This window comes from Acidobacteriota bacterium, assembly GCA_039028635.1.
Lineage (GTDB): Bacteria > Acidobacteriota > Thermoanaerobaculia > Multivoradales > JBCCEF01 > JBCCEF01.
Genome location: JBCCHV010000072.1, coordinates 1 through 14630 on the forward strand (window position 1 = coordinate 1; position 14630 = coordinate 14630).

Genomic DNA, 14630 nt, shown 5'->3' on the forward strand with positions numbered 1-14630 from the left:
CTCGGGCCCGGTCGCAGGTTGCCGACGAGTTTTTCAGCAGCCTGCTAGAAGCCTTCGAGCAGGTCGCTCACCATGGTTTCGGCAAAGGCTTCCGCCGCCTCCTCGATGGCGTCGTTCTCGCGATCGAAGTAGTCCGTCGAGGAATCGTCGACGGCGTAGTTCTCGCGGAAGAGGTAGCGCTCGTTCTTCCACAGCTCCTCTTCCGTCTCACGCTCCGTGAAGGCCACCTTGACGGTGATCGAGATCTCGTACTCGGTCGCGAGGCCTTCGGGATCGAAGGTGATCGGGGTGACCGCGAACTGCTCCACCGAGCCCTGCAGAAGGGCGTCTGAATCCTCAGCGCGTGCCACCAGGTCGAAGCGTCGACGGGTGGTCAGCTCATCGGCGATGGCGCGGGTCAGGAACTGCTCGACCTGGGAGCGCTGGGTGCGGTTGACCAGAGCTTCCAGATAGACCGCCTCGATGTGTTCTGGAATGTTGACGCCCCGGCCGACCAGGGAATAGCCGCAGGACGACAACAAGGCGAGAAGGACCCCTCCGAGAACGCTCCGCATCCACCAGCCGGCTCCATCACGCATCGGTCGCTTTTCCTTTCATCAGCCCATCGAGAAGGCCGTTGACGAATCGCCCCGACTGATCGGAGCCGTACTTCTTGGCCAGCTCGATGGCCTCGTCGACGACCACGAGCTTGGGAGTTTCCTTCTGGTACCGCATTTCGTAGACCGCCAGCCGCAGCACGTTGCGATCGACCACCGGCATGCGCTCGAGGCGCCAGTTTTCGGCCTGCCCTTCGATCGAGCCGTCGATCTCGGCGAGATGATCGACGGTGCCCTGTACCAGGATCTTGGCGAACTCGAGGGCGGCCTGCGGATTGCGCCGCCGCCCACCGCTGTCGGCGACGAACTCGCCGAGGTCGAAGGAGGCGAAGATCTGCGGCAGGTTGGACCGCCCGAGGTCGCGCTGGTAAAGCATCCGCAGGGCGATCTCGCGGGCGGCACGCCGCTTCCCGAGGGGCCGGCTGCTGCTCTCCGTCGCCAGCGGCGAGGCGCTGCCCGGATCGCTCACGGTGAGGTCCCGAGCTGCGGCAGCAGGCGGCTCATCTCGAGAGCGGCGAGGGCCGCTTCGCGCCCCTTGTTCCCCGCTTTGCCACCGCTCCGCGCCTCCGCCTGGGCCGTCGTCTCGCAGGTCAAGACTCCGAATCCGACGGCGATCCCGTGGTGATCGGCGACGTGCCCACATCCCTGATTGACGCGCGAGCAGACATAGTCGAAGTGCGGAGTCTCGCCGCGAATCACGATGCCGAGGGCGATCAGCCCATCGACCTCCGTGGTCGCGAGGCGCTCCAGCGCCGCGGGAATCTCCCAGGCACCGGGAACCCGTACCAGATGGATGTCCGATGCCGCCACGCCGTGGCGAAGCAGGGCGTCGATCGCCCCCCGGACCAGCTCTTCGACCAGGCGCTCGTTGAACCGCGAGGCGACGATGGCGAATCGCTGACCTCTTCCATCGAGATTTCCGACGCTCTCACGAATGTCGTTCATGGGACTCCCTAAGAGGAGAGAAGGCAGACCAAACAGCGGGTGGGAAAATCAGTATAGGGCGCTCTCGAAGGCGCTGTCAACGCGCGCCCGAGGGCCTCAAAGGGCGCCGTCCGCGAGCTGCCGAAGGAACAGCCCATAGCGCGGAGCGAGCAAGGTCTTGACCGTCATATCGGTCAGAATTCCGGCCCCTCCGAGGGCCATCAAACGACCCTCGAGGCCGCTGAAGGGCCAACGACGTCCGACCAGGAGCGGGCGGGCGAAGAGCGCTCCCAAGAGCACGAAGGCCGCCACCCGCACCACCGACCATGGCACCCATGCGACGATGCTGCCGAAGACCCAAGAATCGGCCGCCACCGCGTAGTTGCCGACGAAGTAGCTCATGTAGGCCACCAGGGCGGAGCCCAGCACCAGGCCGAGATAGCCGCCGGTGAGATAGGTGAGGAGCACGAACAGGGAGAGATGCAGCAGATGCTCCGGCAGAAAGGCCGCCGGGTTGTTCTCCCGCCCCAAGCCGGTTGCGATCCACTGGAACATCTCCTGGCGGTATGGCTCGCCGTTCAGGATGCCGGCCTTTGCCACCTCCGGAAGGGCGATCACCAGGGCGATGACCCCGGCGCTGAGCAAACCGGCCCAGACCATTCCCAGGCGCCAGGCGCCGACGTAGTCCCGCTCCCCGACCCGGCGGGCAAACGCCGAGTAGAGGGTCAGAGGCGCCAAGAAAGGCAGCAGCCAGCGCCCTCCCGGGACGGCCACGATGGCCGGCAGCAAGCAGGTGGAACACAGCAGAAGAGCCTGGCGAAGGGTCATTTTCATGGCACCGCCGGAAACCGCAGGAGTTGGCTCGAGAGACCTTCGAAGGACGACTTGGTCGGGACGCCGGGATTCGAACCCGGGACCCCCTGAACCCCATTCAGGTACGCTACCAGACTGCGCCACGTCCCGACCGCGGGCGAGCTTACTACACCACTCCGGGGAGTAGAAGGCCTTTGCGCTGCTCGCGCGGTGTCGCCCGGAAAAGGGCTCAGGGGTCGAGCAGGGCGAGGATCTCGCGGGCTTCGCGCAAGGCGCGGCGCAGGCCCTCGGCGAGCTGATCGGAGGAGGCCGCGGGCTGAACCGGGGGCGACTCCGGGCCGCCATCGGCCATCTCTACGTCGAGCTTCTTCTTGGCACCGGCGATGGTGTACCCCTCCTCATAGAGGAGCTCCTTGATCCGCCGGATGACGGCGATCTCCTTCTCGCCGTAGACGCGCTGACCGGAACGGCTCTTGTTCGGCTTGAGGGCCGCGAACTCGGTCTCCCAGTAGCGCAGCACATAGGGCGCGATGTCGAGCTCTTTGCAGGCCTCGCCGATCTTGTAATAAAGGCGCTTGTGGACCTTGCCGGCCATCAGCGATCGCCTCCGTCGCGCTCGTCCGTGACGATGTTCTTGAGTCGCCGGGCCGGCCGGAAGCTGAGGCCGTTGTGGGGCGGAATGAAGATGCGATTGCCGCTCGAGGGATCGACCCCGACGCGGCCGACCCGCTCCATCACCTCGAAGGTCCCGAAGTTCTTGATCCGCACCGGCCGGCCGCCCCCCAGGCTCGTCTTGACGGTCGAAAAGATGGTATCGACGATGCGGGCCGCCTCATTGCGCGTCAATGCGCCGTGACGCTGGTAGACAACGTCGATCAGGTCGGCTTTGGTCAGCCCCTTGCTCTGCTTCGCGTCGGACACTCGATTGTTCAGCCTCGACCAACGATCCGGGTGAATTTTCTGCAGTATAGGCGATCCCAAGGGAGCGCTCAAACTCTGTCGCCGAGGTGTCGGAAGCAGCCGCGACCGTGACATCGGACTTCGCCGACCTCAACGATCTCGCTTGCGAATCACCAGCCGCACCGGAATGCCGGGCAGGCCGAGCTCCCGACGCACGTGGTTCATCAGATAGCGCCGGAAGGTATCTGAACGGCGCAGCGTGCGGTTGGCGAACAGCATGAAGGTGGGCGGCTCGCTGCCGACCTGGGTGGCGTAGTAGACCTTCCAAGGCCGCCCCTTGAAGGCCGGCGGCTTGCGGCGCCGCAGGGCCTCCTCGAACAGCCGATTGACCTCGCTGGTGGTCAGACGCACGCCGTGGGCGGCGAGGGCCTCGTCGACCTGCGGGAAGACCTTTTCGAGAGCCCGTCCGGTGAGCGCCGAGATGTTCACTCGCAAGGGATGGGAGAGGATTTCGTCAAGGCGCGGAAAACTGAGGTCGAGCCGTTCCCGGCCCGCTTCGTCGAGCAGATCCCACTTGTTGATCACCACCACCGCGGCCCGCCCGAGCTCCCAAATCTGGCCGGCGATGGCGAGATCGCCGCTGGTCACGCCGGCGGCCGCATCGATCACCAGCAGAGCGAGCTGAGCGCGCTCGATCTGACGCCGGGTCATCATGATGGCGAGCTCCTCGGGAGTATCCGAGGCCTTGCTGCGGCGGCGGATGCCCGCCGTGTCGATCAGCAGGTAGCGGCGCCCATCGCGCTCGATGAGGGTGTCGACGGGATCCCGGGTGGTTCCCGCCACCGGCGTCACCAGGGAGCGCTCCTCCCCCACCACTCGGTTGAGCAAGGACGACTTGCCGACGTTGGGGCGTCCCACCACGGCGATGGTGGCGGCATCCGCCGGCGGCTCGATGTCGGGAATCTCGGGCAGACGCTCGATCAGCAGCTCGCGCAGATCGTTGATGCCGTCGCCGTGCTCCGCCGACACCAACACGGCGTCGGCGATGCCGAGGCCGTAGAACTCCGCGAAGCCTTCGCGAGCCTGGCGGGTATCGCCCTTGTTGACCACCAACAGGGTCGGCACGCCGCGGCTGCGTAGCTGTTCCCAAACCTCCTCGTCGGCCGGTACCAGGCCGTCCCGGCCATCCACCACCAGGATCAGAAGGTCACTCTCCTCGACCGCCAGGAAAACCTGCTGATTGAGGCCGAGAGGATCATCGCCCGGCACCAGGCCACCGGTATCGATCAGCTGGATGGAGCGGAAATCGGCGATCTCGGCGGTGCCGACGATGCGATCCCGCGTCACGCCGGGCAGATCGTGGACGATCGACTGGCGCCGGCCGACCAGACGATTGAACAGGGTCGACTTGCCGACGTTGGGCCGACCGACCACCGCCACCGTCGGTGTCAGGGACATACTTCGAGACCTCCTCGGGGAGTGGCTGTCGCTGCGGCAAAGCGCCGCCAGTGACCTACTCTTCCGTCTTGACCAGCTCGCGGAATAGGATCTTCCAGCGCCCGTCGCTACGCTTGAGCTGGTAGCGCACCTGGTTCGGCTGGTCGATCACCTGCGAGATCTGGCGTTCGGAGCCGATGGCGATCACCTCGAGATCCCACAGCTCGAAGGTGGTCACGTAAGCGTTGGAGTACTGATAGACGTCGATTCGCTCGATGCTCACCTGCTTCGGCGTCGCCCTCACCCGCCGCCCGGCCTCGGCCAGCTTGCGGATGCGCTGCTCGACGGTGAACACCTCCTTCTCCGCCGCCAGGCCCTCGACCAGGCTGGTGTCTCCGGTCTCGTAGAACTGTCCGAGGGCCGGAAGATAGGCGTTGATCAGGGTCTCCACCTCAGGCCGAACGTCCTCGTTGCGCTGCGCCTCGTCGGCACAACCGGCGAGGAGAATGACCAACAGGGTCATCGCCATGGCGGTGAGGCAGCGGATCGACATCGGCGCGGATCTTAGCATCGCGGCTCCGGAGGTCAGCGGGATCGAGAAGCTCATCCTCTCCTCTTTCGACCGCGCCGCGATGGCGGAGGTTCCCGCAGCTCGAGAATCAGTCCTCGCCGGCGCTCGTCGACCGCCGCCAGAACCGCTTCGAGGCGGTCGCCGAGCTCGAATCGGCGGCCGCTCCGAGAGCCCACCAAGCGACGATCTTTCGCCTCGAAGGTGAAGTACTCCTGGCCCAGCGCCGCCACCGGAATCAGGCCGGCTACCTGGAACCCCTCGAGCTCGATGAAGACCCCGAAGCGCTCGACGCCGGTAATCCGGCCGCTGAAGGTCTCGCCCCGGCGATCCGAAAGGTGGCGCACCAGCTTCCACTGCCGCAGGCTGCGCTCGGCCCGCGTCGCTCGGCGTTCCCGTTCGCTCGCCCGGCGCGCGATGAAGGGCAGTCGCCGGCGCAGGTCGGTGGGCAAGTCTCGACCGGTGAGCATGATCTTGAGGCAGCGATGCACCACCAGGTCCGGATAGCGCCGGATGGGTGAGGTGAAGTGGGTGTAGGCCGGCGCGGCGAGGGCGAAATGGGCACGATCGTCGCAGCCGTAGGTCGCCTGTCCCAGGGCGCGCATCACCAGCGCCGAGACAACGGACTCGCGATCGCTACCGGCGACGCGGCGCAGCAAGGCCGCGAAGTCCGCCGGTCGGGCCTCCTCCCCGAGGCCGAGGCCGAGGGGCGCCAGGGCCCGTTCGAGCTCGGCGACATCCTCCGCCCGAGGCCCGCGATGAATGCGAAAGATGCCGCCATCGGAAAGCGCCCGGGCCACCGCCTCGTTGGCCATCAGCATCGCCTCTTCGACGATCCGCTGGGCCAGCGTGCGGGGTCGGGTCTCGACCGCCACCGCCGTTCCTGCCGCATCGAGGCTGACCTCGGCGACGGGAGAATCGAAGTCGAGGGCGCCACGCGCCTCGCGCCGCCGGCGGCGCTTGTCGGCCAGCTCTCCGAGGGCCCGCAGCCGGGCAGTCTCTTCGCCATCGTCCCCAGCGCCATCGAGCACCGCCTGGACCTCATCGTAGGTCCACCGCCGATGGCTGCGAATCACCGCCGGCACGGCGTGCGCATCGATCACTCCACCATCGCCATCGAGGTCGAGAAACACCGACAGAGTCAAGCGGTCGACCTGCGGCTGCAGCGAGCACAAACCGTCCGAGAGCTGACTCGGAAACATCGGCAGGACCCGCCCCGGGAAGTAGACGCTCGTCCCGCGCCGGTAGGCCTCGAGGTCGAGGGGACTGCCCTCGGGAACGTAGTGGGCGACATCGGCGATGTGCACTCCGAGGCGGAGCCCGCCGGAGCCATCGGACTCGAGAGACAGGGCGTCATCGAAATCACGCGTCGCCGCACCGTCGATGGTCAGGGTGTGAAGCGAGCGCAGGTCCCGCCGGCCATCGAGATCCGACGCCGATGGATGGTCGCCCAGGCGAGCGGCCTGGCGCAGGACGTCGGCGGGAAATTCGGTGGCCAGCTCGGCGGCGGCGATCACCACCGCTTCGTCCTGCCCGGCTTCGGAAGCATCACCAAAGTCGCGCCTCAGCTCGACCGCTCCACCGGCCATCTCTTCGACTTCGAGCCAACGGTTCCGGGGCAACCCCTGCCAACCGCCCCGCGGCGGCGCGGCCTTCGAATAAAAGGCGACCCAGCGGTTCTCTTCGTCCACCAAACCGACTCGCCGGCGCCGTGGCGCTGCCACCACCGTCACCACTTTGGCCTCCGGCAAGGACTGATCGCCGACTCGTCGGCGCCGACCGGCCAGTGGCCGAGCGATCACGCGATCCCCCGGCCGGGCTCCCTGGCGATTCTCCGGCGAGATCCAAGCGGCGGCTTCGGAAGCCTCGTCGGGCAAGCGCCAGGGACCTTCGTCAGGGCCCGTCTCGAGCACGCCGCGGAGCATGCCGACGGCTTCCGGTAGCACCATCCGGCCGCGCCAGCGAAGCGCCTTCCCGCGCCCCTCGAGAGCCGCCATCGCGGCCCTTTCGGAGTCCTCCCGAGGTGCCTCGAGACCCCGCGCTCCGGCTCTTTCGAGGCGATTCTCGAGGTCCGCTTCGAGCCACTCACGCCCCCCTGGAATATCGATTGACACGGTCTCGGTCACTCTCTACAATCACTCGGGCGCGAAAGTGGCGGAATTGGTAGACGCGCAAGATTCAGGATCTTGTGGCCGCAAGGTCGTGGGGGTTCGAGTCCCCCCTTTCGCACCAGTCATCTCGCTTCAACTCGATTCAAATCTTCAGTAGGTCAGCGTAGCCCGCGCGGTAGCGCGCCGCGACGGCGTCCCAGGTGAGCTCCGCCTCGGCCTTGGCCCGCGCCCGGCTGCCCATTTCCCGACGGGCTCCAGGGTCCGCCAGGAGGTTGCCCAGGGCAGTCGCCACCGCCGCGCCGTCCCCTTCCGCCACCAGCCGCCCGTGGACGCCATCGTCGACCGCCAGCGGAATTCCCGAGATCCCCGAGGCCACCACCGGAAGACCGCTCGCCATCGCCTCGAGAATGACGTTGGGCAGGCCGTCGACGTTGCCCTTCGCGTCGTGGACCGCCGGCAGCACGAAGACGTCGGCAGCGCGGTAGAGGTCCGGCAAGGTGTCGCGCAGCACCGCCCCCGGAAAGTGCACCCGGTGGCTCCAGGCGGCGGCTCGGCGGACCAGCTCTTCCTGCAGATCGCCGCCGCCGGCGAGCACCAGATGGGCCTCCGGGGCGTGGGCGAAGAGCGCGTCCAGGGCCGAGATCAGAACGTGGAAGCCCTTCTTGGTCGCCATGCGACCGACCCCGAGGGCGAGGGGCGCATCGACCGGAATGCCGAGTCGCTCACGCCAAGTCGAGGAAGCGCCTCGGGCCGCGGCGGGATGGAAGGCCGCCGTATCGACGCCATAGGGAATGACGCGCGAAGCCGACTCCGGAAAGCCCAGAGCACGCACCCGGTCGACGAGCTCGGGAGAGCAGCCGGTGAGCAGGCCGGCGCGACCGAGAGCCCGCCGCACGAAGGGGCGAAAGAGGGCCTTTTCGGCCATGAAGACGTCGCTGCCGTGGAGACCGATGGCGAGCGGCACGGCGCCGTGTCCGTAGCTCGCCACCACCCCGTTGGGCACCACCCAGTGGGCGTGAACCAGATCGAAGGGTGGCTGCCCTGGTCGGCCTCCGCGCAGCCGGCGCCGCAGTGCCCGACGCGCTCCGAAGGCGTAGAAGGGGGCTGCCAGGGCGGCACCGCCCTTGACCGTTTCGTCGGCCTCCAGGCTGCGGCTGTAGCCCAGTACCTCGAGCTTCTCCGGGGCATAGCGGAAGCTCTCCACCGCGACTCCGCCATCGTCCCAAGACGCCGCCAGACCGGCGGTGTGAGGCGTCAGCACCGTCACGCGGTCGCCGCCGCGCACCAAGCCGCGGGCGAGATCGCGAATGAAGGGACCGGAGGTATCGGCCTCGAAGCGCGGATAGGTCTGGGTCAGGAAGAGGATCTCGAGCGGCCGGGACCGCCCGTTTCCTGGAAGCTCGGGCTCGGACACCGCCAACAGATCCTCAGTCCAGCCGTTCCTTGACCGAGTAGCTGTCGCGGCGCCGGAAGTTCTTGAAGGTGATCATCTCGCCGATGAGGCCGGTGGTCAGCACCTGGATCCCGAGCACCATCAGCAGCACGCCGAGCAGCAGCAGAGGGCGATTCGAGAGGGTGGCTCCGCCCATCCAGAGGATGGCGAGGTAGAGGTTGATGCCGAAGCCGAGGCTCAGCAGGGTCAGACCGATCAAGCCGAAGAGATGCAGCGGCCGGCGGGTGTACTTGGTGATGAAGAGAACGGTGATCAGGTCGAGAAGACCTTTGTAGAGACGATCCCATCCGTACTTGCTGCGCCCGAAGCGGCGCGGGTGGTGGGTGACCTCGATCTCGCCAATGGCGAAGCCCCGGCGGCTCGCCAGAACCGGGATGAAGCGGTGTAGCTCACCATAGATGGCGACCTGCTCCAGCACCTCCCGGCGGTAGGCCTTGAAGCCACAGTTGAGGTCGTGCAGCGGCACCCCCGAGAGACGCCCGGTCACCCAGTTGAAGAGCTTCGACGGATAACGCTTGCCGGCCGGGTCGTGGCGTTTCTTCTTCCAACCCGAAACCAGGTCGAGATCATGCTCCTCGAGCTCCGCCAGGAAGCGCGGGATCTCCGCCGGATCGTCCTGCAGATCACCATCCATGGTGATCAAGACGCGACCGCGCGAATGGTCGAAGCCCGCCGAGATCGCCGCTGCCTTGCCGAAGTTGCGGCGCAGCCGCACCAGCTTGATGCGGCGATCTCGTCGGTGGATCTCGCGCACCCGGTCCGGCGTGCCGTCGCGCGAGCCGTCATCGACGAAGATGACCTCGAAGCTCTTGCCGAGGCTTTCGAGCTCGGCCTTCACCCGCCGCGCCAGCTCGGCGACGGATTCGACTTCATCGAGCACCGGTACCAACACGCTGACGTCGAGAGCCTCCGGCTCCGGTGCGTCTCGCGGGAACTCGACCGCTTGCGATTCCATGAGGGTGATTCTACCGGGCGACGGCGGGGCGCTCCGCCAGAATGCGCTCGGCGGCGGTCTTGCCGCTGCGCATGGAGTGGTCCATGTTGAAGTACTGCCACTCGCCGAAGCGACCGGCGGTGAGGATTCCGTGCTCCGCCAGCCAGCCTCGAATGGTCTCGACGTGGCGCCCGTGATCGAGATCGTAGATCACGTAGGCGGGATGGATCTCCTCGGTGTAGACCAGCTCGATGGGATCGTCCGGCAGCAGGATCTTGGCCGCCCGCAGGCCCTCGATGGTCTTCTCGATGGCGCTGTCCCGATTCAGCGGACGCTCCTTCGAGAAGGCGACCTCGGTCGAGATCGAGCTCTTGCCCGGCGGCGCCGTTCCGGGGCTGAAATTGGCCGGGAAGGACAGCCGATGGAAGGGAAAGACGTCCTCGTAGAAGTAGATCCAGTGCTTGTCCGAAATGTTCTCGCGGCCGATGCCGAGATTGACACAGTAGATGCCCTGGTAGCGCAGCCCTTCGCAGGCTCGCACCACCTCCGGCGGCGCTGCCGGCACGAAGCGATGCACCAGGTGCAGGGGCAGGGTGTAGATCAGCCGGTCGAAGGGCACCACCTCGCCGTCGCTGAACACCACCTGCTTTTCCGGCAGCTCGATGCGTACGGCGGTGCGCTCGAGCTCGATGTTGTTGACCCGCGCACCCAAGGCCTTCGGCAGCGGCTCGATGGCTCCCACCTTGGGATACCAGAAGTGGGACGTCGCCCCGACCAGCTCGACGTCGCCGGTGAGGGCGCCGGCGACCACCCGCTCGACGTCCGGCGTCGGCACCCGGCGACCGATCCAGTTGAAGTCCATCGTCGAGGGCTCGACGGTCCAGAGCTTCTTGGCATAGGGGATCATCAGGTGCTCGGCGATGCCCTCCCCGAAGAATCCCCGCATCCACTCGTCATAGTTGCGTGGCGCGAATTCGCCGCGGGCCTGCGCTTCGACCGCTCGCACCAACCCGACGAGGCAATCCTTGACCACCGGAATCGGCAGTCCGAAGAGATGGGCCTGAAAGGGGAACGGGGTGTAGACGTCGGGGCCATGGTGGTAGATGTAGGCGCTGCGCTCCTGGGCGTGGAAGTTGTCCCCCAGCAGGTCGCGAATCAGGGCTTCCATCTCGGGATCGATGGTGAACAGAATGTGGGGCCCGAAGTCGAACAGGTAGCCGTCGCGCTCCATCGAGCGAGCCAGCCCACCGACTCGGCTCTCGCGCTCGAAAACCCGCCAGTGGGACTCCCCCGCCTGCTGGAAAGTGTAGGCGGCGCTCAGACCGGCCAGCCCACCTCCGAGGATCACATCGTGTCGTTGGCCCATGGATGAATCTTCCGTTGGCTGTCAGGAGGAAGGATCGCGGCTCGGCCGCGGGAGCGTCGTCGCGACCGGCGAGCTTCCGGCACCTCGGCGACTGCGCCATTGTCGCCGATCGCGGCAGCGCCGTAAAGGCCGCTCAGGTCATCAGGCGCTGATATTCGGCACCGGTTTCGGGCATCGGCTGGACCCCCAGCTCTCGATCCAGCAGGGAGGTCAGTCGGTCGTACTGCCGCCGCACCAGGTCGCGCCGGCCCTGGCGGCTGAAGACCCGCATCAGCTTGAGATGAACCAGCTCTTGCAGGGGATCCTGGATCAAGGAAGCGCGCAGCACGTCGATCGCCTCCTCGAGCCGCTCGAGACGGAGATAGGCCTCCCCCAGCCCCCCCAGCAGCTCGAGGTAACTCGCCTGCAGGGCCTCCCGGCTCTGCAGCAGCCAGGCCTCGTGCCGGCCGCTCAAGAACGGCCCGCGGTAAAGCGACCAGGCCTCTTCGAAGACGGTGGCGGCCACCCCCACCTGCTCGTCCCGCAAGCGCTCCCGGGCCTCGCCGACGAGGCGCTCGAAGCGCTGCGAATCGACCTCCCAATAGAGCTCCGGGTGGAGTTGATAGCTGCCGTCCTCGAACAGCAAGGGGGGCACCGGCAGGTCCTTTCCCAGGCTGCGCCGAAGATGGCTGAAGGTGGGGTGGAAGTTGTTGCGGATGATGTCCTTTTCCTGCCCCGGCCAGAGCGCCTCCTCGATCTCCTCGCGGGTGGCCCGGAAGTCCGGCCGCGTCGCCAACAGGGCCACCACCAGGAAGGCTCGCCGGAGCGTCCAGCGGACCTTGCGGGTCGCGCCGTCGGGGAGGATTCGCTCGACCCGCCCCTCGCCGAGGAGCTGCAGTGTGAATCCCGGGGCGGGCCGCTCGCGGCGGATCTCGCGCAACGGTAGGCGGGCCAGGAAAGACCGCCAGTCGGTCGGTAGATCGGCGCGCCGGCGGAGCTGTCGAGCCAATCCCGGGCGCTCGGCGATCAGGCGACGGAGGGAGAGCTCGCCGAGGTGCTCCAGCAGCGAGCCCACCACCTCGTGGCCGAGGGGGCCGTGCAGGAAATCCGCCGCCCGCGGAACCGGCCGAAGATCGCGCAGCACGCTGATCAGGGCCGTCGCCACCACGTCGAGGCCGACCCCGACGGGCAAGCGCAGGATCTGCGCCAAGCGCTCGAGAGCCTCGAGGGGCTTGGGCACGGACGCCGCTCCGGAGGCCGCCGGCGCCGCCGCATCGAGCAGCTCGTCGATCACCGCCAGGGTGGCGGCGAGCTCCGCCTCCTGCGGCAGCTCGCGTTTCACCGCCAGGCCGGAGCGCAGGCCCTCGACCCGCGCTTCGAGCTCGGCGGCCAGGCGCCCAGCGCCCTCCAGGACCGCCCCCAGACGATCGAGCGGCAGGACAGCGACCAGCTCCGGCCACGATTCGGTGACCAGCGCTTCGAGGTCCTCTCCGGCAGCACCGGCAACGAACAGCTCCGCCGCCTCCGCCGGTCGCTGGCGCTGCCACTCGCGCCGACCGAGTCGGTGCTGCCAGTCGCCATCGCCCTCGGCGCGACCTTGCTGCCGCGTCCAGGCTCGCACCAGGGTCGGGAGCCGCGGCCGGCCGCGGTCGACCGCCAGGCCCCAGGAGTCGACCAATCGCCGCAGGTCCATCAGCTCCTCGTCGTCCAGCAAACCGCGCCAGAAACCCTCCTCGAGATCATCGGTCAGGGACAGGCGATGACAGAGGCGGCTCAGCTCCGCCGGTAGCTCGGCCATCACCTCGTGTTGCAGGAAGGCCCGGATCGGGGCAAAGCCGAGAGCACCCTGCTCGAAGGTCTCGCCGTGGGCGAAGGCCTCGGCGACCTGCATCAAAGGCCGATACCAACCATCGGTCGCCTGTTGCAGCGCCCACTTCAGTCGTTCGCCGGGTTCACGCCCGACCACCGCCGCCCACAGATCCCCGATCTCTTCCTCGCGCAGCAGAAACTCCTCCGGGGCGATGCGAGTGATCGTCACCGGACCCTCACGCACCTTGCGGGGGGCCGCGAAGACCAGTCGTCGACCGCTCTCGAGCACGCTGGCGATGACCTCGATGGCGCCGGTCGGCAGGGTGGGCATCGCCGGCGCCACCAGCCAGCGGGAATCGCCGGCTCGGGCGCCGCTGACCACGCGGTCGAGGGATTCACGGCTCGCCAGATCCTCGACCGCCAGCGGCTGGGCGTTGCCCTCTTCTCCCGCCACCAGGGCGTCGAGCACCCCTTGCTGGCCCGATCCGGGCCAGGACCAAAGCTGGATCACCGGCCCGTCGAGGGCGTGGATTCGCCCGAGAAGGCGCTTGAAATGGGGGGTGCGACTACCGCGTCCGGGAAGCATGGCGGTTCGAGGAGCGGACCCCGGCATCGGCGGGCGAAGTCGCTTCGCCGACGGTCGACGCCTTCACGGTCACGACCGGCGAGCGGGTCATTGGGCTGCTTCCTGCAGGCGATCACGAACCGCCTGCATGTCTTCCCAGGTGGGTCGCTTCCAGGACTGATTCCGCAGCAGGCCCGCTGGATGGTAGGTCACCCGCGTCTCGATGCCCTGCACCCGGTGCCAGCTACCGCGCATGCGACCCAAGGGCATGTCGGTGCCGAGCAGGGTCTGAGCGGCGACCCGACCGAGAGCGACGATGACCTTCGGCGCCACCGCCGCGATCTGGCCCTCGAGATAGGGCCGGCAGGCCGCCACCTCGTCCGGCAGCGGGTCGCGATTGCCCGGCGGCCGGCACTTGACGATATTGGCGATGTAGACCTGATCGCGCTGGTAGCCGATGGCGTCGAGAATCTTGGTCAGCAGGGCGCCGGCGGGCCCGACGAAGGGCAGCCCCTGGCGGTCCTCCTGAGCTCCCGGCCCCTCGCCGATCAGCATCAGGTCGGCCGCCGGATCCCCAGAGCCGAACACCACCCGCTGACGGCGCTCACAGAGACCGCAGCGACGACAATCGGCGGCTTCTGCCGCCAGCACCTCGAGAGAGCCAGCACCTTCGGTGGCAGGCGGCGCAGCGGCCGCGCTCGGCGGTGGGATGGGACGGTCGCCCGCGGGCTGACCGGCGAGCGACCGGTCGCCGGCGTCGCGGCGCGGCGCGGGCTCTTGCGGCCCGACATCGAGGGCATCAACGGAAACGGCCGCGGTCCCGGAGGAACGCGGCCGGTAGGCTTCGGTGAACCCGAGATCGCAGAGATAGTCGGCCAGGGCACCGGAGTCCAGTGCCGGCCGGCGGCTCAGTGGACTTCCTCTTCGGGAGCTTCTTCGGTCTCGATCACCGGCGGCTCGACCACCGGCGCCGGACCGTACTCCCACTCGACGACGTCTTGGCTGACCTCCGCCATCGCTGCCGTGGTCGGCTTGTCGTTGCCCTCGAGGCGGCGCCGACCGCCGCGAATCAACTGCTCGGCGCGGTGCGCCGCCACCAGGACGTAGCGAAACTTGCTGTCCATCTTTGCGGGAAATCTCTCGTCCATGGGGATACCCTCCGTATCTACCTCGGC

At 67.7% G+C, this 14630-nt stretch carries 15 protein-coding genes and 2 tRNA genes; 1 reads left to right on the top strand and 16 read right to left on the bottom strand.

The genetic code is table 11. The annotated features are described in order from the left end of the window. Positions 1–44: 44 nt before the first annotated feature. From AAF604_21960 to AAF604_22005, 10 genes are all read right to left on the bottom strand, one after another. Positions 45–578, bottom strand: a complete 534-nt coding sequence (locus tag AAF604_21960) for an LptE family protein (GenBank protein MEM7052348.1) — start codon at positions 576–578, stop codon at positions 45–47. Further along, on the bottom strand, positions 571–1065 hold the full coding sequence (gene nusB / locus AAF604_21965) for a transcription antitermination factor NusB (protein MEM7052349.1): 495 nt from the start codon (positions 1063–1065) through the stop codon (positions 571–573). The genes AAF604_21960 and nusB overlap by 8 nt, the downstream gene beginning before the upstream one ends. Beyond that, positions 1062–1541, bottom strand: coding sequence for a 6,7-dimethyl-8-ribityllumazine synthase (ribH, locus tag AAF604_21970; GenBank protein ID MEM7052350.1), 480 nt, complete (start codon positions 1539–1541; stop codon positions 1062–1064). Before ribH ends, nusB begins: the two co-directional genes overlap by 4 nt. Positions 1542–1637: 96 nt before the next feature. Then, entirely contained in the window at positions 1638–2354 is a 717-nt protein-coding gene (locus AAF604_21975) for a hypothetical protein (protein MEM7052351.1), read from the bottom strand. Between the two features lie 52 nt (positions 2355–2406). Next, positions 2407–2483: transfer RNA gene (locus AAF604_21980), tRNA-Pro, on the bottom strand. 79 nt (positions 2484–2562) lie between these two features. Continuing rightward, entirely contained in the window at positions 2563–2928 is a 366-nt protein-coding gene (locus AAF604_21985; protein ID MEM7052352.1) for a MerR family transcriptional regulator, read from the bottom strand. Further along, positions 2928–3254: an HU family DNA-binding protein gene (locus AAF604_21990; GenBank protein MEM7052353.1), complete on the bottom strand. Its 327-nt coding sequence runs from the start codon at positions 3252–3254 to the stop codon at positions 2928–2930. Before AAF604_21990 ends, AAF604_21985 begins: the two co-directional genes overlap by 1 nt. Before the next feature lie 129 nt (positions 3255–3383). After that, positions 3384–4691, bottom strand: a complete 1308-nt coding sequence (gene der / locus AAF604_21995) for a ribosome biogenesis GTPase Der (protein ID MEM7052354.1) — start codon at positions 4689–4691, stop codon at positions 3384–3386. A gap of 55 nt (positions 4692–4746) precedes the next feature. Further along, on the bottom strand, positions 4747–5277 hold the full coding sequence (locus tag AAF604_22000; protein MEM7052355.1) for an IMS domain-containing protein: 531 nt from the start codon (positions 5275–5277) through the stop codon (positions 4747–4749). Continuing rightward, positions 5274–7187 (bottom strand): VacB/RNase II family 3'-5' exoribonuclease, encoded by a 1914-nt coding sequence (locus AAF604_22005; protein ID MEM7052356.1) that lies wholly within the window; start codon positions 7185–7187, stop codon positions 5274–5276. Before AAF604_22005 ends, AAF604_22000 begins: the two co-directional genes overlap by 4 nt. A 196-nt stretch (positions 7188–7383) precedes the next feature. Between AAF604_22005 and AAF604_22010 the strand changes: the two genes are divergently transcribed. Next, positions 7384–7470 (top strand) — tRNA-Leu (locus AAF604_22010). Positions 7471–7491: 21 nt separating this feature from the next. On the opposite strand, the gene AAF604_22015 is transcribed toward AAF604_22010, so the two are convergent. The 6 genes from AAF604_22015 to rpoZ form a co-directional block, all read right to left on the bottom strand. Continuing rightward, on the bottom strand, positions 7492–8763 hold the full coding sequence (locus AAF604_22015; protein MEM7052357.1) for a glycosyltransferase: 1272 nt from the start codon (positions 8761–8763) through the stop codon (positions 7492–7494). A 13-nt stretch (positions 8764–8776) separates the two neighbouring features. Continuing rightward, complete coding sequence (locus tag AAF604_22020) at positions 8777–9757, bottom strand: glycosyltransferase family 2 protein (protein MEM7052358.1); 981 nt, start codon at positions 9755–9757, stop codon at positions 8777–8779. 10 nt (positions 9758–9767) lie between these two features. Then, entirely contained in the window at positions 9768–11102 is a 1335-nt protein-coding gene (locus AAF604_22025) for an FAD-dependent oxidoreductase (GenBank protein ID MEM7052359.1), read from the bottom strand. Between the two features lie 133 nt (positions 11103–11235). Next, the gene (locus AAF604_22030) at positions 11236–13476 is read right to left on the bottom strand and encodes a bacterial transcriptional activator domain-containing protein (GenBank protein MEM7052360.1); all 2241 of its coding nucleotides are present in this window, start codon (positions 13474–13476) and stop codon (positions 11236–11238) included. An 87-nt stretch (positions 13477–13563) separates the two neighbouring features. Continuing rightward, the gene (locus tag AAF604_22035; protein ID MEM7052361.1) at positions 13564–14442 is read right to left on the bottom strand and encodes a uracil-DNA glycosylase; all 879 of its coding nucleotides are present in this window, start codon (positions 14440–14442) and stop codon (positions 13564–13566) included. Beyond that, a complete protein-coding gene (rpoZ, locus tag AAF604_22040) occupies positions 14364–14579 on the bottom strand; it encodes a DNA-directed RNA polymerase subunit omega (GenBank protein MEM7052362.1) in 216 nt (71 codons plus the stop codon). The genes AAF604_22035 and rpoZ overlap by 79 nt, the downstream gene beginning before the upstream one ends. Positions 14580–14630 lie beyond the last annotated feature (51 nt).